Here is a 20,887-nt window from a genome sequence, read left to right as displayed (position 1 = left end):
TTTTTTATATAACACAAAAGTGATATCTATTAAAGGTATACTTTTGTGATTAAAGATTCTTAGAACAATTTGAAGTATACTATCTATTATATTTTGATTATGGATATTATCACTCATGACATCAACAACAAATCCCTTAAATATTATTTTTGCCGGCACGCCTGATTTTGCAGCTACTCATTTAAAAGCTTTGATTGATTCCAGCCATAATGTCATTGCTGTCTTTAGTCAACCCGATAGACCGGCAGGTCGAGGAAATAAGTTAACAACTAGCCCAGTAAAACAATTAGCAGTCGAACACAATATACCTGTTTATCAACCGACGACGCTCAAAACTGAAGAGATTCAAAAAATTATTGCCGATCTAAATGCTGATATTATGATTGTGGTTGCTTATGGATTGATTTTACCTCAAGCTGTGCTTGATATACCAAAACTAGGATGCTTAAATGTTCACGGTTCTTTATTACCTCGATGGCGAGGTGCAGCACCAATTCAGCGCGCCTGTTGGGCTGGTGATAGCGAAACCGGCATCACCATTATGCAAATGGATGCTGGCCTTGATACTGGGAATATGCTGTATAAATTAGCTTGCCCAATTGAAGCGAATGATACTAGTGCAACATTATATGAAAAATTGGCTAAATTAGGCCCTCAAGCATTACTTGATACGCTAACATTAATTAACCAAGGAAAAGTTAAACCTGAAAAGCAACAACAATCACAAGCCACTTATGCCGAAAAATTATCTAAACAAGAGGCTAAATTAGATTGGAATTTATCAGCGAAACAATTGGAACGATGTGTGCGGGCATTTAACCCGTGGCCAGTTAGTTACTTTGAAGTAAATGGTGAACCGGTAAAAGTTTGGCAAGCTCAAGTTATTACTGTTGAACATAATCAACCCATCGGCACCATTTTGCAGGTTGATAAAAAAGGCATCTGTATTGCCACTAGCGATGGGGCGTTAAATATGACAGTATTACAACCAGCAGGTAAAAAACCAATGTCAGCCCAAGATTTATTAAACTCACGAAAAGCGTGGTTTGAAGTTGGTAAAATACTGGGTAATAACCAATAGTAAAAAAATATATTACAGGAAGCATCCTGTAATATTATGGTTTTTTGGCGAATAGTGTCGCAAAACGGAGTTTTATTCGGTTGCCATGGATATCCGTTTTATGCAATTCGCCAACATCCTCATTATATTTTATAATCTGCCAATCTTGATAATAATTACGTAGCTCATTCTCTTTAAACGTAAACGAAAAGCCAACTGTACAAGGAAAATCATCCGTTGACATAGCACAAACAATTAAATTATAACCGCCTGATTTAGTTATCGTTTGCATATTGTGAATAATATCGGGAATTCTATCAGGTTGTAAAAACATCATCACAACGGTTGAAATAATTAAATCGTAATTACCTGTTAAATTTGTTTGGTTTATATCATAAATAGATGCTTTGATATGCGCTAAATGATCGTTGGCAATAATTTGCTGTAAATTATTAATACTCACCTCTGACTTATCAACGGCATCAACATCAAAACCAAGTAGCTGTAAGTAGAGTGAATTACGACCTGAACCACAACCTAAATCTAACGCTTTTCCGGCTTGAATCATTTGACAGATTTCTGTTACATCGGAATGGGTTTGCGTCATTTGATATTTTTTATGTGTATAATCTTCAGGTTGGCAATAAAAAGCCAGTTGGCACTGTAAATCATCGGATACATTAGCTATTCGATGCCATTGTTGAGGCTGAATAAAAGGCGGTTGATGCTCAACATCAAAAACATGCTGAGAAATGATCTCACCCGACTCGGTTAACATATCAAAATTCACACGACCTTTAATAATACTTAATTTGGCCCATGTGCCTACTTGGGTATTATGCTTTTCACAAAACATTTTCGGTAGAGTTGTGGCATCCCAAACTGGTAACGTTTTATAGCAAACTAAATTCTTCATCACAAAGTACCAAACCAAATCGCTTAATAGTTGAGTATTATAGTCAACTATTAACCTAATAAACAACTTCTTTTTTAGAAATAAAATGACAATTAAGTAGTTAAAAATAAATTTATAGTAGCGAAGTTAACTATATCAACATATAATCATCAACATTCTAGACTATATAGTAAAAATATTAGAGGAATAATTTATGGGATTTTTAACTGGTAAACGCATACTGGTTACCGGCGTGGCAAGTAATCGTTCTATTGCTTACGGTATTGCAAAAGCGATGCACCGTGAAGGCGCTGAATTAGCTTTTACTTATCAAAGCGAAAAATTAAAAGGCCGCGTTGAAGAGTTTGCTGCTGATTTTAATTCTAAAATCGTTTTACCTTGCGATGTGGCACATGATGACAGTATCACATCGTTATTTACTGAGTTAGCCAAAACTTGGGATAAATTTGATGGTTTTGTACACGCTATTGCTTTTGCGCCAGGAGATCAATTAGATGGTGACTATGTTAATGCCGTAACACGTGAAGGTTTTGCAATTGCCCACGATATCAGCTCTTATAGCTTTGTTGCGATGGCTAAAGCTTGTCGTTCAATGCTTAATCCTGATTCAGCATTAGTTACCCTTTCTTACCTAGGTGCTGAGCGTGCAATTCCTAACTATAATGTGATGGGTCTTGCTAAAGCATCTTTAGAAGCAAATGTACGTTATATGGCTAATGCTATGGGACCTGAAGGTATTCGTGTAAATGCAATTTCTGCTGGTCCTATTCGTACCTTAGCAGCATCAGGCATCAAAGATTTCAAAAAGATGTTATCACACTGTGAATCAGTCACCCCTATTCGCCGTACAGTAACAATTGAAGACGTTGGTAATTCAGCAGCATTTTTATGTTCAAACTTATCTTCAGGTATTACTGGTGAAGTTATTCATGTTGATGGTGGATTTAGCATCGCGGCAATGAATGAATTAGAACTTAAATAATTGAGTAAAATATTTTTTAATAAAGGGCTAATTGCAAAATTGGCCCTTTTTATTACATCAATGCGGCATCTCAACAATTATTTTTTTGTGTAATTTTAAATATCATTGCTATTTTGCTAAATATCGACATAAATAAGCCGTCGGTTCGACAACTTGCACATCAAATTGGCTCTCTTTGGCTACATGAAAAACTTGCCCTGCTTCGAAAATTTGCCAATCACTTGCCGTAGGCAATAAGACTTTAAGAGAACCGGTAATGACAGTCATTTCCTCTGGATTATTGGTGTTAAAAACATATTCACCGGGCAGCATCACACCAATAGAAACTTTACCGGTAGAGCCATTTTCAAAACCTATTGACTTGACTTTGCCATCAAAATAATCATTAATTTTCAACATAAAAGCTCCTTTCCTCACATTTTGTATATAGTAAAAAGTGTTATTTAAGTTACACCGAAGTTTTGTATAATATATCACCTTATCAGCTTAATTGATTTCAATTAGCTATCCAACCATTATTTATGATTCAAAGACTATCTTTAAACTAAATTTGCAGCAAATAATAAAACAATATTAAAACTTTCTAAATTACAAAGAAAATAGCATACAGATGGATTTTTTTCCGTTAAAATTTAATATTATTTGCTCAGTAACAGTTTGTTGGAGAAAACATGAAAATAGCAAAAAATACAGTGGTAAGTTTAGCGTATAAAGTTCGTACTAAAGATGGTGTATTAGTTGATGAAGCCACTGCAGTTGCACCACTTGAGTATTTACAAGGTGCAGGAAACTTGTTACAAGACCTAGAAAATGCTTTAGAAGGTCATCAAGTTGGTGATAAATTTGACGTTGAGTTAGTTAATCCTTATGGTGACTTTAATGATGCCCTTGTACAAAACGTACCTCGTGACGTTTTTGTTGGGGTGGATGAACTTGAAGTGGGTATGCGTTTTTTTGCTGACACCGATCAAGGTTCATTACCAGTTGAAATCACAGCTATTGATGGCGATACCGTCACTATTGATGGCAATCACATGCTGGCAGGTCAGGATTTAAACTTTAATGTTGAAGTGCTTGCAATTCGTGAAGCGACACCTGATGAAATATCTCATGGCCATATTCATGGTGCGCATAGCCATGGACACGATCATGGTGGCTGTGGTTGTGGCGGTCATGGACACGATCATGAAGATGAGGAAGAAAGTGGTTGTTGTGGCGGTGGTCACGGCAGTTGCGGATGCCATTAATATCTTTTACATAACACATAATTTGAAAAGCGCTGATTAGCGCTTTTTTATTTTTTAGTAAAAAATCTTTTATCTTTGCGAACCATTTCACAATTTTTTATCTCTCTGGTTATTAATGGATAAAATATAATCAATAATCTCATTTTTATTTAATGAGAATTCCTATTTATGTCAATACAAAGTATGCCCTTAATGCCCCGAGAAAAATTATTACAATTCGGGGTTGAAACGCTCTCTGACGCTGAATTACTTGCGCTTTTTTTGCGTACAGGTACACGTAATTTACCAGTATTAAAATTATCTCAAAAACTATTAAATGAATTCGGTTCCTTTTACCACTTAATAAATGCAAACCATGATGAGTTTTGCAAAAAACCAGGGCTTGGAACGGCAAAGTACACTCAATTAAAGGCGGTGGTTGAACTTTCTCACCGATATTTAAAAGTTAAAATGACCAATGAAAATTATCTTACATCACCAAGTTTAACTCATCACTATCTCGCTAATCGTTTAATGGATAAAGATCGTGAAATTTTTATGGTGATATTTTTAGATAATCAAAATCACGTCATTAATTCTGAAGAGATGTTTGTCGGAACGTATAACTGTGTTGAAGTTCATCCAAGAGAAGTAGCAAGACGAGCATTACAATACAATGCAGCAGCGTTAATTTTAGCTCATAATCATCCTTCGGGCTTAGCTGAACCAAGTCAAGCTGATCGGATATTAACTAAAAAAATTGAGCAAGTCTGTGAGCTCATCGATGTCCGCATTGTCGATCATCTCGTCATTGGTAAAGGAGAGTATGTATCTTTTGCCGAACGAGGATGGATTTTATAATGACTTTTACTTACAATATAAAACTTACAAGCCATTAAGAAACTGACTATGAACCAACAACTGGAATTATTAGAAACAAAAGTTGCATTTCAAGAGATGACCATTGAAGAATTAAATAAAATGGTGGTTAATCTACAAGCCGATATCAGCAAACTTAAAGAACAATTAATGTTATTGTCTCAAAAATTACAGGCAACCCAAGCTTCAAACATAGCCAATCTTTCAGAAGAAACACCACCGCCGCATTATTAAATCGCAAATTCTTTAGGGCGATGATTTAGATTTAATGAAAAGTAAAAATTCTTTACGCATTTTTTAGGATTCGGTGGTATTAATGACAAAGGTTTGAGCTCTTGCTCCAAAACTTAGTTCTGAATGCTCTAAATCATATCATTTGGACAGAGAGAATTAATCTTTAGAGCTCGGTAATAGATCGTATCATAAATGAATTTCACAATTTGATTATCCAGAAAAGAGGACGGTATTATTCTTTTGACTATTGAAAAAAATAATGAATAGATTTCATTGCGACAAATTAAAAATTTATATATGTATAAGCTAAGGTATAGCAGATAAATTATTTTTTGATATACAAAAAACTGGTTGAGTGAATAGTCGGAAAGGGTACTATTAACAGATAAGAAAATTATACATTTAAAAGATTATGGTAATCTTATTTCAACTAAGAGTATAGGTGTATACTCTTAGTTATTTTTTTATCAAACTAATTTACTTATTAATACATGCGGCCACAGCACTAGTCACCATTCTATTCCCATAATATCTTGCAATCACAGATAATAACAAGGAAATTATACAAAGAAATATCAGAACACCCCATTTTATATATAACCCATTAATTGTGATTATCTTCAAAATACAAGCACATAAAAACATCACTAAAGTCGCACTACACAAATCTCTGAATAATAGAAAATGCTGATGCGCATCCATTACTTGAATCGTGGTCTCCGTTTTCTTATAAATGTTATTATACCAAAAAGAATTTCTTTCGTGCTTAGGTATTATCTGCCGAAAAAGTTTATTCCATTTCTTTTCCAAATCATTCATATTTAGACGTTCATCTTTACGGCAAAGCTCTATAACTCTATTTCCTGGTAATACTTGTTTAACTCTCCAAAAAACAAAAGTATGTTTTAAATTTTGCGGTACAATATTAACTAATAAAATCGAGATAACAGATAAACCACCAGAAATACCAATTCCTTTATAAATATTTTTGATGTTTACATACCCCTCAACGCCTAATTGAATTAGAAAAATAACAACACAAACTCCGCCTATCACAGCATAGGTAGGAATTTTATTTAATTCTTTTAAATTTTTAATTTCACTCATGTAATCACCTTACTTACGAGGCAAAATAACATATTACTATAGTTAAAATCATGTGAATCTCCATTAACAAGTTATAACTAACAAAGAAAAAAACACATCTTTATACCTGTAGAGCACGGACTGATTATTAATGTGTTATTTTACATAATTTATTTTAATTAGCTATATGGCTCTACAAGAGATTTGAATATTTTTATATGTTGTCATTTTTGATATATTTACCTGATTTATCGAGATTTGGTACAACAACTGACAATATATAAATATCACAAACTTGTCGGTTACTAAGCCTGCCAATGTTGTCTGCTGGAAGTTATTATAGTTGGATTTTTCAATTGATTTATCATTGATGAAAAAGAAGGACAAATCTTCTGATCCTCATGTCGTAAAAAGTTGGCGAAACATACACTGAATGCATTACCATCTTTGGATCTATTGAACCATACCTTATCATAATATTTATGTAGATCATCTTCAAAACTGGTAATCTTTTGTCCATCTATCATAATGAAGAACTTACACTGAGAAATACCCCCAGTTCAAGGCCGTTGAACATCACAGTTATAACCATTAAGAAACAATGCAACCATTGAACTCATAGTTTTACTTCTTTGTTGCTTGCGTTTGGTTATAGTTTTGTTTTTCGGGTTTGTATCCTCGAGCACTATCCGTTTTTTACTCTTTATCAGTTTAATCATTTGCAAGCAAAATGTTATTGGTCGAACGTAAATTCGGCTAAAAAGCGTTTTCTATATATTCATCCAAATCATTATATTCATCATAATAGACAGACTTCGTTAACTTTTGAATCCAAATATCTTTCGCAATAAAGCAGGTACTACTATGATCGGATACCACTTTGTAAGAAGAAGCTACTATTCTTTTTTCTTTAGCTCGATCAAGATTGGCACATATAACATAGGTATCACAGAACAGATCTGGGTATTTAAAATTGAATTTTGTGTGAATGACCCTTTACTGGTAGTAATAATCGGCATCGATAGCTACTATAATTTTATTAAGTTCCAGTAAAAAAGCATTGTCTAGTATCATCATCGTTTTACTTGAAATAATCCGAGGCTATATCCAACAAAAATTTAGTTCTTATACATCCAAATAATTATTAATCAACTTAAACATATGAATTATTTTTATTGTGCATATACCTGTCGATACTATTTTTACTCGTAGAACATGTATATTTACCTCTCAGATTACTCGCCAATTCGGAATATTATCCATTTTATATAAACATTTTAGTTTTATAGCTTATTTAAGTTATATTAACTTAAAATTAGAGATAAAAAATAGATACTAAACATCATCAATTTTTTTCATAGTCGAACTATGATACAAGAGGCGATCGTATTAAATAATTTTAAATCACAAAGTTGTACTTTTGTTACCTATTTATAATATATCAACCTCGTTTATTTATACTCCAATAGTAGCATAATCACGTTGGTGACCTAAGTAACCTGTCATTTTTGCATCAGCTGAATTTATCGAATCAATTCATTAAATTCTATTCACAATTTTGTTTACAACTTAACATGTTAAAGTTATACCTATGATACCTAGGAGTAAATATGTAGAATATGATTTAAACATGCCTTGAAATTGCTTTTAAATTGAATAGTTATATAAAAATTATCGGTAAAAATTTCAACAATAAAAAAACCGGCTTATTAGCCGGTTTTAATATTACGCTTTATTATTTATTCAGTTGCTGCTTCTGCTTCAACTGCAGGGCGATCAACTAATTCGATATAAGCCATTGGAGCATTATCTCCATCACGGAAACCACATTTTAGGATGCGAACATAACCACCTGGACGGGTAGCAAAACGTGGACCTAAATCAGAAAATAATTTTTTTACTGTATCTTTATCACGGATACGAGCGAAAGCCAGACGGCGATTAGCTACACTATCGCTTTTAGCTAACGTAATTAACGGCTCAACAACACGACGCAACTCTTTAGCTTTAGGCAATGTTGTTTTGATGATTTCATGTTCAACTAATGAACTTGTCATATTACGAAACATTGCTTGACGATGGCTGCTATTTCGGTTCAGTTGACGACCACTTTTACGATGGCGCATAACTTTATCCTTCTTATATAAATTTTATTTTAGTCTTCAACAATACTTGCTGGTGGCCAGTTCTCAAGACGCATGCCTAAAGATAAACCACGTGAGGCGAGCACATCCTTAATTTCAGTAAGTGATTTTTTACCAAGATTAGGGGTTTTAAGTAACTCGACTTCAGTACGTTGCACTAAATCACCAATATAATGAACTGCTTCTGCTTTTAAGCAATTAGCAGACCGAACAGTTAATTCCAAATCATCTACTGGACGTAAAAGAATTGGATCAAATTCCGGTTTATCTTCTTTGACTTCTGGTTGACGTACATCTCGTAAATCAACAAAAGCTTCAAGTTGTTCAGCCAAAATAGTTGATGCGCGACGAATAGACTCTTCTGGATCGATAGTACCATTGGTTTCCATATCAATAACCAGTTTATCTAAGTCAGTGCGTTGTTCCACACGAGCAGCATCGACCGAATAGGCGATACGCTCAACTGGGCTATAACATGCATCAACTAATAGACGACCAATTGGTCGTTCTTCATCTTCTGACTTAACGCGAGCAGAAGCAGGGACATAACCACGTCCTCGTTGTACACGAATACGCATACTAATTGAAGCATTGGCATCAGTAAGATGACAGATCACTAAATCAGGATTAACAATTTCAACATCACCATCGTGAGTGATATCTGATGCGGTTACTGCACCTACGCCTGATTTAGTTAATGTCAGCATAACATCATCTTTAGTATGTACACGTACTGCTAATTTTTTCAAATTAAGCAGAATATCGAGCACATCTTCTTGAACGCCTTCTTTAGTACTGTACTCATGCAGAACACCGTCAATTTCAACTTCGGTTACTGCATGTCCCGGCATAGATGATAATAAAATGCGGCGTAGTGCATTACCTAAAGTATGTCCAAAACCACGCTCAAGTGGCTCTAAAGTCACTTTTGCATGAGTTGGGCTGTATTGAACAACGTCAACTAGGTGAGGTTTTAAAAACTCTGTTACAGAACCCTGCATTATGTCCTCTCTTAAGTGCTAAACTTTACTTAGAGTAAAGTTCGACGATCAAATGTTCGTTGATGTCAGCAGATAAATCTGAACGTTCTGGTAAGCGTTTAAATACACCTTCCATTTTGCTAGCATCAACTTCTAACCATGTTGGTTTTTCACGTTGTTCAGCTAACTCTAAAGCGGCTTTAATACGTGCTTGTTTTTTAGATTTCTCACGAACACTAATCACATCTTCAGGTGAAACTTGGTAAGATGCGATATTCACTACGTGACCATTAACAAGAACAGCTTTATGACTAACTAATTGACGAGCTTCAGCGCGAGTTGCACCAAATCCCATACGATAAACAACGTTATCTAAGCGACGTTCTAAAAGAGCAAGTAGGTTTTCACCAGTGTTACCTTTAATACGTGCTGCATTTTTGTAGTAATTACGGAATTGACGTTCTAGAATTCCATAAATACGTCTAACTTTTTGTTTTTCGCGTAACTGAACACCATAATCTGATAAACGCGGTTTGCGCGCACCATGTTGTCCAGGAGCTTGATCTAATTTACATTTACTATCAACCGCTCGGACACCAGATTTAAGGAATAAATCTGTACCTTCACGACGACTTAATTTGAGCTTTGGTCCCAAATATCTTGCCATTTTTTTTCTCCAATAATCCTATAAACATTCAATGTTTAACAAAAAATTAAACACGACGTTTCTTTGGTGGACGACAACCGTTATGAGGAATCGGAGTAACATCAGTAATATTAGTGATGCGATAACCCGCTGCATTTAATGCACGAATTGTTGACTCACGACCAGGACCAGGTCCTTTAACCATAACTTCCAGATTCTTAATTCCGTAGTCTTTTACGGCTTCAGCACAACGTTCTGCTGCTACTTGAGCTGCAAACGGAGTTGACTTACGAGAGCCGCGGAAACCAGAACCACCAGCGGTTGCCCAACCCAACGCATTACCTTGACGATCGGTAATTGTTACGATTGTATTGTTAAATGATGCATGAATATGAGCTATACCATCAGAAACTTGCTTTTTAACACGTTTACGTGTACGAACAGGTGTCTTTGCCATTTATTATCACCTCAATTATTTCTTGATTGGCTTACGCGGTCCCTTACGGGTACGAGCGTTAGTCTTAGTGCGTTGACCACGGACAGGAAGTCCACGACGGTGACGCACACCACGATAACAACCAAGGTCTAATAAACGCTTGATACTCATAGTTACTTCACGACGTAAATCACCTTCAACAGTGAATTTAGCGACTTGTTCACGTAACTTCTCAATCTGATCTTCAGATAGTTCTCTGATCTTAACATGTTCAGGAATACCAGCTTCAGCACAAATTGTCTTAGCACGAGTATTACCGATACCGTAAATTGCTTGTAATGCAATCACAGTATGTTGTTGATCAGGAATGTTAATGCCTGCTATACGGGCCACTATGCACTCCTTTATTGTTAATGTTCAGCAAATCCACCATACTGAAAAGCCCGTTTTCAGGATACTCAAACGGTGGATCTACAAAAAAATTTAGGCTGGCTATTCTAGCCAGCTTTACTATACTTTGGCAAGTAAAATATGCAAAAGTTCAATTTCGCAGTTAAATAATATTAACCTTGACGTTGCTTGTGTTTACCTTCAATGCAAATAACACGAACAATGCCATTGCGTTTGATGATTTTACAATTTCTGCATAATTTCTTGACTGAAGCACGAACTTTCATGTTTTTCTCCGTAACTTCTGGCTAACTTATCGGCCGTAGCCTTTAAGATTCGCTTTCTTTAACACTGACTCATAACGATTTGGCATCATTAAAGTCTGTACTTGTGCCATAAAATCCATGATTACAACAACTACAATTAATAATGATGTTCCACCAAATTGGACCGGAACTTTCATTGCACTTGTCATAAACATTGGTACCAAACATACAAGAGTAATGTAAATAGCGCCAATTAGCGTTAAACGTGTCATTACTTTGTCTATATACTTCGATGTTTGTTCACCTGGACGGATACCTGGAATAAATGCGCCAGATTTTTTTAATTGATCTGCTGTTTCTCTAGGATTGAAAACCAATGCCGTATAGAAGAAACAGAAGAAAATAATCGCGGCAGCAAAAAAGATTATGTATAACGGTTGATCATGAGAGAAATATTGTCCGATAAGAAGAAAAATATATCTCCAGCCTTCACCATTTCCTTGGAACCAAGAAGCCATCATCGATGGTAACATAACGATTGTTGAAGCAAATATAGCAGGAATAACACCCGCCATATTAATCTTTAATGGTAAATGTGTGCTTTGTGCAGCATACACACGACGACCTTGTTGTCTTTGCGCGTAATTAACAACAATACGTCGTTGACCACGTTCAACAAAAACGACAAAGTAAGTCACACCAACCACTAATGCTGCGACGACTAATAATAAAATCGGATGCAATGAACCAGAACGAGCTTGTTCAATTGTTTCATATACTGCATGAGGAAGACTTGCCACAATACCAGCAAAGATAATGATAGAAATACCATTACCTACACCGCGTTCTGTGATCTGCTCACCCAACCACATAAGAAACATAGTGCCAGTAACTAAGCTAATCGATGCAATAAAGTAGAAAGAAAATCCTGGATTAATAACAACATCCGCATAACCAGGAATATTAGGTAAACCCGTCGCAATACCAACTGCTTGTACTATCGCTAAAGCTAATGTGCCATAACGAGTATACTGGCTGATTTTTTTACGACCTGATTCACCTTCTTTCTTCAATTCTGCTAATTTAGGATTAATAGCCGTTAATAACTGCACAATAATAGATGAAGAAATATAAGGCATTATCCCTAAAGCAAAAATTGAAGCACGGCTTAAAGCACCACCAGAGAACATATTGAACATACCTACAATACCATTAGATGATTTTGCCAGTAATTCCGCTAACGCTTTAGTATCAATACCAGGAACTGGAACATAAGAACCAAGACGAAAAACAATAAGCGCTAAAAGTACAAACAATAAACGTCTTTTAAGCTCACCGCTACCGCCTCGTGTGCTTTGAAAATCTAATCCTGGTTGCTTTGCCATCTTTCTAATTATTCCTCAATTTTTCCGCCAGCAGCTTCAATTGCAGCTTTAGCACCTTTAGTTACTCGAATACCACGAATTGTTACAGGTTTAGTAACTTCGCCAGATAACATGATTTTCGCATATTCGATTTGTGAATTAATCACATTAGCAACTTTTAAGCTATTTAGGTCAACAATATCACCTTCAACTTTCATTAAATCTGAAAGACGAACTTGCGCTGTTACCATAGCCTTACGTGAGGTAAAACCAAATTTTGGTAAACGACGATATAAAGGCATTTGACCACCTTCAAAGCCACGACGAACGCCGCCACCTGAACGAGATTTTTGACCTTTGATACCACGAGTACCAGTTTTACCTAACCCAGAACCGATTCCACGGCCCACGCGTTTAGGTGCATGCTTTGAACCTTCAGCAGGAGATAAAGTATTTAAACGCATTACTATTACTCCTCAACTTTAACCATGTAATAAACTTGGTTTACCATACCGCGAATTGCAGGTGTATCTTCACGTTCAACAGTATGACCAATGCGACGTAATCCTAGACCAACTAACGTTGCTTTATGCTTCGGTAGACGACCAATAGAACTACGAGTTTGTGTAATTTTAATTGTCTTTGCCATGGTTAATTACCCCAAAATTTCTTCGATGGTTTTACCACGCTTAGCAGCAACCATTTCTGGAGATTTCATATTTTCTAAGCCATCAATCGTTGCACGAACCACATTAATTGGGTTTGTAGAACCATATGCTTTAGCTAGAACGTTACGAACACCAGCAACTTCTAATACAGCACGCATTGCACCACCGGCGATAATACCAGTACCTTCTGATGCTGGTTGCATATAGACACGAGAACCTGTGTGAGCACCTTTAACTGGATGCTGTAAAGTATCGTTATTTAATGCAACGTTGATCATATTACGACGTGCTTTTTCCATTGCTTTTTGGATTGCTGCTGGCACTTCACGTGCTTTACCATATCCAAAACCAACGCGGCCATTACCGTCACCAACCACTGTTAGTGCAGAAAAACTAAAAATACGACCACCTTTTACGGTTTTAGAAACTCGGTTAACTGCGATTAGTTTTTCCTGCAGTTCACCAGCTTGTTTTTCGATGTTTGACATCTTTAACTCCTACCTTAGAACTGTAGGCCAGCTTCGCGAGCAGCATCTGCTAGCGCCTGAACTCGACCATGATATTGGAAACCTGAACGATCAAAAGAAACTTCTTTGATATCTTTCGCTAATGCGCGTTCTGCAATTGCTTTACCAACTGCTGCCGCTGCATCTTTGTTTCCAGTGTATTTTAAACTTTCACTGATAGCTTTTTCTAATGTTGAAGCCGCTGCCAGTACTTCTGATCCGTTTGGTGCGATAATCTGCGCATAAATATGACGCGGAGTACGGTGAACTACTAAGCGAGTTGCAAGTAGTTCATGCATCTTGCGACGCGCTTTAGTTGCACGACGGATACGAGCTGATTTCTTATCCATAGTGTTACCTTACTTTTTCTTAGCTTCTTTAGTACGCACAACTTCATCTGCGTAACGAACACCTTTACCTTTATAAGGTTCAGGACGACGATAAGCACGGAGATCAGCAGCTACTTGTCCGATTAACTGTTTATCAGCACTTTTCAGAATGATTTCAGTTTGCGAAGGACATTCAGCTGTTACACCCGCAGGTAATTGATGATCAATTGGATGTGAATATCCAAGAGATAAACCAATTGTATTACCTTTAACTTGTGCACGATAACCGACACCAACTAGCTGAAGTTTTTTAGTAAAACCTTCAGTAACACCAATTACCATTGCATTAATCAATGCACGAGCTGTACCTGCTTGAGCCCAAGCATCAGCAAAACCGTCACGAGGTGCAAATTTAATTTGACCTTCTTCTTGATTAATTACAACAGCATTATTTATAGTGCGAGATAACTCGCCATTTTTACCTTTAATCGTAATTACCTGACCATTGAGTTTTACCTCTACGCCAGCAGGAACAACGACAGGTGCTTTTGCAACACGAGACATTTTTTTCTCCCTTACGCTACGTAGCAGATAATTTCACCACCAAGACCTGCTTGGCGTGCTGCACGATCAGTCATAACACCTTTAGAAGTAGAAATAACTGCAATACCTAATCCAGCCATTACTTTTGGTAATTCATCTTTACGTTTATAAATACGTAAACCTGGACGGCTAACACGTTTAATACTTTCTACTACAGCCTTACCTTGGAAATATTTTAAAGTGATTTCCAATTCTGGTTTAGTGTCACCAACTACTTTATAGTCGCCGATATAACCTTCTTCTTTTAGCACATTGGCAATTGCCACTTTTAGCTTAGAGGAAGGCATGGTGACTGCAACTTTATTCGCAGCTTGACCGTTACGAATACGGGTCAACATATCTGCTATAGGATCTTGCATGCTCATCTATAACACTCCCCTGATTACCAACTTGCCTTTTTAAGACCAGGAATCTCACCACGCATGGCTGACTCACGAACCTTAATACGGCTTAAACCAAATTTACGAAGGACGCCATGAGGACGACCGGTTTGACGACAACGACGACGTTGACGTGATGGACTAGAATCACGAGGAAGCGTTTGCAATTTAAGCACTGCATTCCAACGATCTTCATCTGATGCATTAAGATCAGAGATAATCGCTTTTAATTCTTGACGCTTTGCAAAATATTTTTCTGCTAGCTTTACGCGTTTCTTATCGCGTTCAATCATTGATTGTTTAGCCATTATGCCCTACCTTACTTACGAAATGGGAAGTTAAAGGCAGATAATAAAGCTCGGCCTTCTTCATCTGATTGTGCTGTTGTTGTGATAGTGATATCTAAACCACGAACACGATCAACTTTATCATAATCGATTTCAGGGAAAACGATTTGTTCACGAACACCCATGCTATAGTTACCACGACCATCGAATGATTTTGCGCTTAAACCACGAAAATCTCGAGTACGAGGAAGAGCAATATAAACTAGACGTTCAAAAAATTCCCACATACGTTCGCCACGTAAAGTGACTTTACAACCAATAGGATACCCTTGACGGATTTTAAAACCAGCAACTGATTTGCGTGCTTTAGTGACAAGTGGTTTTTGACCACTGATTGCTGCTAAATCAGCAACCGCATTATCTAATAATTTCTTATCAGTAATTGCTTCACCCACACCCATATTCAAGGTGATCTTTTCGATCCGAGGGACTTGCATGACAGATTTGTAGCCAAACTGTTCTTGCAGTTTATTTACTACCTGTGCTTTGTAGTAATCATGCAGTTTCGCCATCGTACACTCCAAATTACTTAATTGATTAATTTATTAGTAGACTTGTAAAAACGGACTTTTTTTCCATCTTCAAAACGAAAGCCTACGCGATCTGCTTTGCCTGTATCTTGGTTAAAAATTGCTACGTTAGAAACGTTAATTGGCGCTTCTTTCTCAACAATTCCACCTTCTTGATTTAATGCAGGTACTGGTTTTTGGTGTTTTTTCACCAAGTTAATACCTTCAACAATCACTTTACCAGTAGACAAAACACTTTTTACTTTACCGCGTTTACCTTTATCTTTACCGGCTAACACGATAACTTCATCTTCTCGACGGATTTTAGCTGCCATTACCCGCTCCTTACAGTACTTCTGGTGCTAATGAAATGATCTTCATAAACTTCTCAGAACGAAGTTCACGAGTGACCGGTCCAAAAATACGCGTACCAATCGGTTGCTCACTGTTATTATTTAAAATAACACAAGCATTGCGATCGAAACGAATGACAGATCCATCAGGACGACGAACACCTTTTCTAGTGCGCACCACTACAGCTTTAAGTACATCACCTTTTTTAACTTTACCACGTGGAATAGCTTCTTTAATGGTAACTTTGATGATATCACCAACCGCTGCATAACGACGATGCGATCCACCGAGAACCTTGATACACATTACGCTACGTGCGCCAGAGTTGTCAGCAACATCGAGCCTAGTCTGTTCTTGGATCATTTTAATGCTCCGTATAAATTAATTATTGTCTAATCTACCTTCATCCACCTCAACTACCATGGATAAGAATAGACAACCAAAAACCCACTTACGTGAGGGCGCATAGTATAACACCACTCAAATAAAATGGATAGCATAAAATAAACGGCCGGTGAGCCGTTTATTATATTATGTACAGTTTTTAATCAAATTTGATTAGCTAACTGCTTTTTCAACGATTCGAACAAGAGTCCAAGATTTGGTTTTTGATAATGGACGACACTCTTTAATTTCTACAGTATCACCAATACCACACTCGTTGTTTTCATCATGTACATGCAATTTAGTCGTACGTTTAATGAACTTACCATATAACGGATGCTTCACTTTACGTTCAATAGCTACAGTAATAGATTTATCCATTTTGTCGCTAATAACACGACCTTGCTGAGTACGAATTTTTACTTCAGTAGTCATATTACGCACCCGCCTTCTCAGTTAATAACGTTTTAACTCGTGCAATATTACGACGCACTTGTTTTAACATATGAGTTTGTTTCAACTGACCCCCAGCTAATTGCATACGTAAGTTAAATTGCTCACGTAATAAATTAAGAAGTTCAGTATTTAACTCTTCAACGCTTTTTTCGCGTAGCTCTTTTGCTTTCATTTACATCACCGTCTTAATCACAAAGGTGGTTTTAATTGGCAGTTTTGCAGCTGCCAACGCAAATGCTTCACGAGCAACTTCTTCCGGTACACCGTCCATTTCATAAAGGACTTTACCTGGTTGAATCTGAGCAACCCAGTATTCAACGTTACCCTTACCTTTACCCATACGCACTTCAAGTGGTTTTTCAGTAATAGGTTTATCAGGGAAAACTCGAATCCAGATTTTACCTTGACGCTTAACTGCACGAGTCATTGCACGACGTGCTGCTTCGATCTGGCGCGCAGTCAAACGACCACGACCCACAGCCTTAAGACCGAATGTACCGAAACTTACATCAGTACTCACAGCAAGACCACGATTGCGGCCCTTGTGCACTTTACGGAATTTTGTACGCTTTGGTTGTAACATCAGCGACGCTCCTTATTGTTTTCGGCCTTTGCGCTGCTTTTTCGGTTGAGCAGCAGGTTGTTTTTCTGCTTGTTCAACGGCAGCCATACCACCAAGGATCTCACCTTTGAAGATCCACACTTTAACACCAATAATACCATAGGTTGTCAATGCTTCTGATAAACCATAGTCGATGTCCGCTCTTAATGTATGTAATGGTACGCGACCTTCACGATACCACTCACTACGAGCAATTTCAGCGCCGCCTAAACGACCACTTACTTCAACTTTGATACCTTTAGCACCCGCCTTCATTGCATTTTGTACCGCACGTTTCATTGCGCGACGGAACATAACACGGCGTTCTAACTGAGAAGTAATACTGTCAGCAACTAATTTTGCGTCTAGTTCTGGTTTACGAACTTCAGCAATATTAATTTGTACTGCAACATCACGTTTCTCTTTTTTGTCTTTGTACTTATTGACAATAGAAGCTACGGCATTACGTAATTTTTCAACGTCCTCACCTTTTTTACCAATCACAATACCTGGACGAGCAGTGTGAATAGTAATGCGAACGTTAGTTTCTGCTGAACGATCGATAACAATTTTAGAGATTGATGCTTGTGCTAACTCTTTGTTCAAGAATTCACGCACTCTAAAATCACTTTCTAAATTATCAGCGAATGTCTTTGTACCCGAATACCATGTAGATGTCCAAGGCTTGACGATGCCTAGTCGGATACCATTTGGATTTACTTTTTGACCCATTGCTATTCTCCAGCCTAGCGATCTGAGACGATCACGGTGATGTGACTCGTACGCTTCAAAATTCGATCTGCACGACCTTTTGCACGAGGCATAATACGCTTCATGGTTGGGCCTTCGTCTACGAAAATTTTCGCAACTTTTAGATCATCAATATCAGCACCATCGTTATGCTCTGCATTAGCAATAGCAGACTCTAATACTTTTTTAACAAGTACAGCCGCTTTTTTATTGGTGTACGTTAAAATATCAAGTGCCTGAGACACTTTTTTACCGCGAACAAGATCTGCAACTAAGCGAACTTTTTGTGCAGAAGAACGAGCGTGGCGGTACTTTGCAATTGTTTCCATCTCTTTCTCCTACTTATTTCTTCTTAGCTTTCTTATCCGCAGCGTGGCCGCGATAAGTACGAGTCGGCGCGAATTCACCTAATTTATGACCAACCATTTCGTCGGAAACATAAACAGGAACGTGCTGACGACCATTATGGACAGCGATGGTCAATCCGATCATGTTAGGAAAGATCGTTGAACGACGGGACCAAGTACGAATTGGTTTCTTGTCCCCGCTTTCCACCGCTTTCTCTACCTTCTTCAGCAAGTGTAGGTCAATAAAAGGACCCTTCTTGAGAGAACGTGGCATAGCTAATCCTCTATATTAATTATTTCTTATTGCGACGGCGAACAATATACTTATCAGTACGTTTGTTGCTGCGCGTTTTCAATCCTTTGGCTTTTTGACCCCATGGAGACACAGGATGTTTACCAAAGTTACGACCTTCACCACCACCATGTGGATGGTCTACCGGGTTCATTGCTGTACCACGAACAGTAGGACGAACACCACGCCAACGCGTTGCACCCGCTTTACCTAGTACGCGAAGCATATGTTCTGAGTTACCGACTTCACCGATAGTGGCGCGGCAATCAGATAATACTTTACGCATTTCACCTGAACGTAGACGTAATGTTACATAAGCACCATCACGCGCAACGATTTGAACATAACTACCAGCAGAGCGAGCAAGTTGTCCGCCTTTACCTGGTTTCATTTCAATATTATGCACGGTAGAACCTACTGGAATATTACGCATCGGTAAACAGTTACCTGTTTTAATCGCTGCATCAACACCAGATTGGATCTGATCACCTGCTTTTAAGCCTTTAGGCGCTAAAATATAACGACGTTCACCGTCTTTATATAGAACCAATGCAATATTTGCACTACGGTTCGGATCATATTCCAAACGTTCAACAACTGCTGGAATACCATCTTTATTACGCTTAAAGTCGACAATACGATAATGTTGTTTATGACCACCACCGATATGACGGGTAGTGATACGACCATTATTATTGCGACCACCAGTTTTGCTTTTTGAATCAAGCAACGGTGCATAAGGCTTACCTTTATGCAACTCTGGGTTAACCACTTTAACAACGTGGCGACGACCCGGAGATGTAGGTTTACACTTAACAACTGCCATTGTTCTTACTCCTCCGAATTACTCAGCGACGCCAGCAAGGTCTAAGTTTTGACCTTCTGCTAAAGTAACGTAAGCTTTTTTCCAGTCGCTACGGCGACCGATTTGTTGACCACGACGTTTTACTTTGCCTTTAACAACAAGAGTATTCACGTCATCTACTTTAACTTCAAATAGTTGTTCAACTGCGGCTTTAATCTCTCTCTTAGTAGCATCTTTAGCAACTTTCAATACTAATGTATTTGTTTTCTCCATTGAAATAGATGCTTTTTCAGAAACATGTGGTGCTCGCAGGACTTTAAGCAGACGCTCTTCACGAATCATGCTAACATCTCCTCTACTTGTTTAACGGCATCAACAGTGATAACCACTTTGTCAAATGCAATCAAACTAACTGGATCAATACCTGCCACATCACGCACATCAACTTTATATAAGTTACGTGCTGCTAAGAAAAGATTTTCATCAACTTCAGAGGTAATGATTAGAACATCTTTTAGGTTCATATCATTTAATTTCTGAGTTAATAATTTAGTCTTAGGTGCTTCAACAGTAAATGTTTCAACCACGATTAAACGTTCTTGACGCACTAATTCAGAGAAAATACTCTTTAATGCACCACGATACATTTTACGGTTAACTTTTTGGCTATGATCTTGTGGTTTTGCTGCAAATGTTACACCACCACTACGCCAGATTGGGCTCTTAATAGAACCTGAACGAGCACGACCGGTGCCTTTTTGACGCCATGGTTTTTTGCCTGAACCAGCGATTTCTGCACGAGTTTTTTGTGCGCGAGAGCCTTGACGAGCAGCAGATGCATAAGCAACAACTACTTGGTGAACTAACGCTTCATTAAACTCACGTCCGAAGGTAGTTTCGGAAACAGAAAGCGCTTGCGCGTCTTTTACTACTAATTCCATCTCTAT

34 protein-coding genes are annotated in these 20,887 nt (G+C 37.5%); 5 read left to right on the top strand and 29 right to left on the bottom strand.

Annotated elements, in window-relative coordinates:
* The first annotated feature begins 115 nt into the window (after positions 1-115).
* Positions 116-1,081 (top strand): methionyl-tRNA formyltransferase, encoded by a 966-nt coding sequence (gene fmt, locus DKK79_RS00985; protein ID WP_110422464.1) that lies wholly within the window; start codon positions 116-118, stop codon positions 1,079-1,081.
* Between the two features lie 34 nt (positions 1,082-1,115).
* On the opposite strand, the gene tehB is transcribed toward fmt, so the two are convergent.
* The gene (gene tehB / locus DKK79_RS00980; protein ID WP_110422463.1) at positions 1,116-1,976 is read right to left on the bottom strand and encodes an SAM-dependent methyltransferase TehB; all 861 of its coding nucleotides are present in this window, start codon (positions 1,974-1,976) and stop codon (positions 1,116-1,118) included.
* Between the two features lie 193 nt (positions 1,977-2,169).
* Here tehB and fabI point away from each other — a divergent pair, with 193 nt between their 5' ends.
* Positions 2,170-2,958, top strand: a complete 789-nt coding sequence (fabI, locus tag DKK79_RS00975; protein ID WP_034902336.1) for an enoyl-ACP reductase FabI — start codon at positions 2,170-2,172, stop codon at positions 2,956-2,958.
* A 108-nt stretch (positions 2,959-3,066) separates the two neighbouring features.
* On the opposite strand, the gene ppnP is transcribed toward fabI, so the two are convergent.
* Positions 3,067-3,357, bottom strand: coding sequence for a pyrimidine/purine nucleoside phosphorylase (gene ppnP / locus DKK79_RS00970; RefSeq protein WP_110422462.1), 291 nt, complete (start codon positions 3,355-3,357; stop codon positions 3,067-3,069).
* A gap of 272 nt (positions 3,358-3,629) precedes the next feature.
* Between ppnP and slyD the strand changes: the two genes are divergently transcribed.
* The 3 genes from slyD (at position 3,630) to DKK79_RS00955 (ending at position 5,297) form a co-directional block, all read left to right on the top strand.
* Positions 3,630-4,205: a peptidylprolyl isomerase gene (gene slyD / locus DKK79_RS00965; RefSeq protein ID WP_034885230.1), complete on the top strand. Its 576-nt coding sequence runs from the start codon at positions 3,630-3,632 to the stop codon at positions 4,203-4,205.
* A 168-nt stretch (positions 4,206-4,373) separates the two neighbouring features.
* Complete coding sequence (gene radC, locus DKK79_RS00960) at positions 4,374-5,045, top strand: RadC family protein (protein WP_034884205.1); 672 nt, start codon at positions 4,374-4,376, stop codon at positions 5,043-5,045.
* A 48-nt stretch (positions 5,046-5,093) separates the two neighbouring features.
* On the top strand, positions 5,094-5,297 hold the full coding sequence (locus DKK79_RS00955; RefSeq protein ID WP_034884207.1) for a SlyX family protein: 204 nt from the start codon (positions 5,094-5,096) through the stop codon (positions 5,295-5,297).
* Between the two features lie 477 nt (positions 5,298-5,774).
* Here the strand turns inward: DKK79_RS00955 and DKK79_RS00950 are convergent, their stop codons facing one another.
* The 27 genes from DKK79_RS00950 to rplD form a co-directional block, all read right to left on the bottom strand.
* Positions 5,775-6,404: a hypothetical protein gene (locus tag DKK79_RS00950; RefSeq protein WP_034884209.1), complete on the bottom strand. Its 630-nt coding sequence runs from the start codon at positions 6,402-6,404 to the stop codon at positions 5,775-5,777.
* A gap of 1,718 nt (positions 6,405-8,122) precedes the next feature.
* Entirely contained in the window at positions 8,123-8,509 is a 387-nt protein-coding gene (rplQ, locus tag DKK79_RS00940) for a 50S ribosomal protein L17 (protein ID WP_110422459.1), read from the bottom strand.
* 29 nt (positions 8,510-8,538) lie between these two features.
* Positions 8,539-9,528: a DNA-directed RNA polymerase subunit alpha gene (locus DKK79_RS00935; protein WP_034884212.1), complete on the bottom strand. Its 990-nt coding sequence runs from the start codon at positions 9,526-9,528 to the stop codon at positions 8,539-8,541.
* A 25-nt stretch (positions 9,529-9,553) separates the two neighbouring features.
* On the bottom strand, positions 9,554-10,174 hold the full coding sequence (gene rpsD / locus DKK79_RS00930) for a 30S ribosomal protein S4 (protein ID WP_034884213.1): 621 nt from the start codon (positions 10,172-10,174) through the stop codon (positions 9,554-9,556).
* A gap of 46 nt (positions 10,175-10,220) precedes the next feature.
* Positions 10,221-10,610, bottom strand: a complete 390-nt coding sequence (gene rpsK / locus DKK79_RS00925; RefSeq protein ID WP_025314405.1) for a 30S ribosomal protein S11 — start codon at positions 10,608-10,610, stop codon at positions 10,221-10,223.
* Between the two features lie 15 nt (positions 10,611-10,625).
* Entirely contained in the window at positions 10,626-10,982 is a 357-nt protein-coding gene (gene rpsM, locus DKK79_RS00920) for a 30S ribosomal protein S13 (protein ID WP_034884217.1), read from the bottom strand.
* Between the two features lie 170 nt (positions 10,983-11,152).
* Positions 11,153-11,266, bottom strand: a complete 114-nt coding sequence (rpmJ, locus tag DKK79_RS00915) for a 50S ribosomal protein L36 (RefSeq protein ID WP_034884218.1) — start codon at positions 11,264-11,266, stop codon at positions 11,153-11,155.
* 26 nt (positions 11,267-11,292) lie between these two features.
* A complete protein-coding gene (gene secY, locus DKK79_RS00910; protein WP_034884220.1) occupies positions 11,293-12,630 on the bottom strand; it encodes a preprotein translocase subunit SecY in 1,338 nt (445 codons plus the stop codon).
* Positions 12,631-12,638: 8 nt separating this feature from the next.
* On the bottom strand, positions 12,639-13,073 hold the full coding sequence (gene rplO / locus DKK79_RS00905; protein WP_034884222.1) for a 50S ribosomal protein L15: 435 nt from the start codon (positions 13,071-13,073) through the stop codon (positions 12,639-12,641).
* A 5-nt stretch (positions 13,074-13,078) separates the two neighbouring features.
* The gene (gene rpmD, locus DKK79_RS00900) at positions 13,079-13,258 is read right to left on the bottom strand and encodes a 50S ribosomal protein L30 (RefSeq protein WP_025314400.1); all 180 of its coding nucleotides are present in this window, start codon (positions 13,256-13,258) and stop codon (positions 13,079-13,081) included.
* Positions 13,259-13,264: 6 nt separating this feature from the next.
* Positions 13,265-13,765: a 30S ribosomal protein S5 gene (gene rpsE, locus DKK79_RS00895; protein ID WP_034884224.1), complete on the bottom strand. Its 501-nt coding sequence runs from the start codon at positions 13,763-13,765 to the stop codon at positions 13,265-13,267.
* Between the two features lie 14 nt (positions 13,766-13,779).
* Complete coding sequence (gene rplR, locus DKK79_RS00890) at positions 13,780-14,133, bottom strand: 50S ribosomal protein L18 (protein ID WP_025314398.1); 354 nt, start codon at positions 14,131-14,133, stop codon at positions 13,780-13,782.
* A gap of 9 nt (positions 14,134-14,142) precedes the next feature.
* Positions 14,143-14,676 carry a 50S ribosomal protein L6 gene (rplF, locus tag DKK79_RS00885; protein ID WP_034884226.1) on the bottom strand — a complete coding sequence of 178 codons (534 nt, stop codon included), beginning with the start codon at positions 14,674-14,676 and terminating at the stop codon, positions 14,143-14,145.
* Between the two features lie 11 nt (positions 14,677-14,687).
* A complete protein-coding gene (gene rpsH, locus DKK79_RS00880; RefSeq protein ID WP_034884228.1) occupies positions 14,688-15,080 on the bottom strand; it encodes a 30S ribosomal protein S8 in 393 nt (130 codons plus the stop codon).
* A 17-nt stretch (positions 15,081-15,097) separates the two neighbouring features.
* Positions 15,098-15,403 carry a 30S ribosomal protein S14 gene (gene rpsN, locus DKK79_RS00875; protein ID WP_025314395.1) on the bottom strand — a complete coding sequence of 102 codons (306 nt, stop codon included), beginning with the start codon at positions 15,401-15,403 and terminating at the stop codon, positions 15,098-15,100.
* Positions 15,404-15,414: 11 nt separating this feature from the next.
* Positions 15,415-15,954 (bottom strand): 50S ribosomal protein L5, encoded by a 540-nt coding sequence (rplE, locus tag DKK79_RS00870; RefSeq protein ID WP_025314394.1) that lies wholly within the window; start codon positions 15,952-15,954, stop codon positions 15,415-15,417.
* A gap of 17 nt (positions 15,955-15,971) precedes the next feature.
* Entirely contained in the window at positions 15,972-16,286 is a 315-nt protein-coding gene (gene rplX / locus DKK79_RS00865; RefSeq protein ID WP_034884230.1) for a 50S ribosomal protein L24, read from the bottom strand.
* Positions 16,287-16,296: 10 nt separating this feature from the next.
* A complete protein-coding gene (gene rplN, locus DKK79_RS00860) occupies positions 16,297-16,668 on the bottom strand; it encodes a 50S ribosomal protein L14 (protein ID WP_025314392.1) in 372 nt (123 codons plus the stop codon).
* A gap of 195 nt (positions 16,669-16,863) precedes the next feature.
* The gene (gene rpsQ, locus DKK79_RS00855) at positions 16,864-17,124 is read right to left on the bottom strand and encodes a 30S ribosomal protein S17 (RefSeq protein WP_025314391.1); all 261 of its coding nucleotides are present in this window, start codon (positions 17,122-17,124) and stop codon (positions 16,864-16,866) included.
* A gap of 1 nt (position 17,125) precedes the next feature.
* Positions 17,126-17,317: a 50S ribosomal protein L29 gene (gene rpmC, locus DKK79_RS00850; RefSeq protein ID WP_034884233.1), complete on the bottom strand. Its 192-nt coding sequence runs from the start codon at positions 17,315-17,317 to the stop codon at positions 17,126-17,128.
* Positions 17,318-17,728: a 50S ribosomal protein L16 gene (rplP, locus tag DKK79_RS00845; RefSeq protein ID WP_025314389.1), complete on the bottom strand. Its 411-nt coding sequence runs from the start codon at positions 17,726-17,728 to the stop codon at positions 17,318-17,320. It abuts the gene before it with no gap.
* 12 nt (positions 17,729-17,740) lie between these two features.
* Positions 17,741-18,478, bottom strand: coding sequence for a 30S ribosomal protein S3 (gene rpsC, locus DKK79_RS00840; protein ID WP_034884234.1), 738 nt, complete (start codon positions 18,476-18,478; stop codon positions 17,741-17,743).
* A 14-nt stretch (positions 18,479-18,492) separates the two neighbouring features.
* Complete coding sequence (gene rplV / locus DKK79_RS00835; RefSeq protein ID WP_034884235.1) at positions 18,493-18,825, bottom strand: 50S ribosomal protein L22; 333 nt, start codon at positions 18,823-18,825, stop codon at positions 18,493-18,495.
* A gap of 13 nt (positions 18,826-18,838) precedes the next feature.
* A complete protein-coding gene (gene rpsS / locus DKK79_RS00830; RefSeq protein ID WP_024496505.1) occupies positions 18,839-19,117 on the bottom strand; it encodes a 30S ribosomal protein S19 in 279 nt (92 codons plus the stop codon).
* A gap of 19 nt (positions 19,118-19,136) precedes the next feature.
* The gene (rplB, locus tag DKK79_RS00825; protein ID WP_065561019.1) at positions 19,137-19,961 is read right to left on the bottom strand and encodes a 50S ribosomal protein L2; all 825 of its coding nucleotides are present in this window, start codon (positions 19,959-19,961) and stop codon (positions 19,137-19,139) included.
* Positions 19,962-19,979: 18 nt separating this feature from the next.
* Complete coding sequence (gene rplW / locus DKK79_RS00820) at positions 19,980-20,282, bottom strand: 50S ribosomal protein L23 (RefSeq protein ID WP_034885052.1); 303 nt, start codon at positions 20,280-20,282, stop codon at positions 19,980-19,982.
* Entirely contained in the window at positions 20,279-20,881 is a 603-nt protein-coding gene (gene rplD / locus DKK79_RS00815; RefSeq protein ID WP_034902381.1) for a 50S ribosomal protein L4, read from the bottom strand. Before rplD ends, rplW begins: the two co-directional genes overlap by 4 nt.
* Between the last annotated feature and the right edge of the window lie 6 nt (positions 20,882-20,887).

It is taken from the genome of Gilliamella apicola (genome assembly GCF_003202915.1).
Taxonomy (GTDB): Bacteria; Pseudomonadota; Gammaproteobacteria; order Enterobacterales; family Orbaceae; genus Gilliamella; species Gilliamella apicola_Q.
This window is presented reverse-complemented; position numbering and strand designations above follow the sequence as displayed.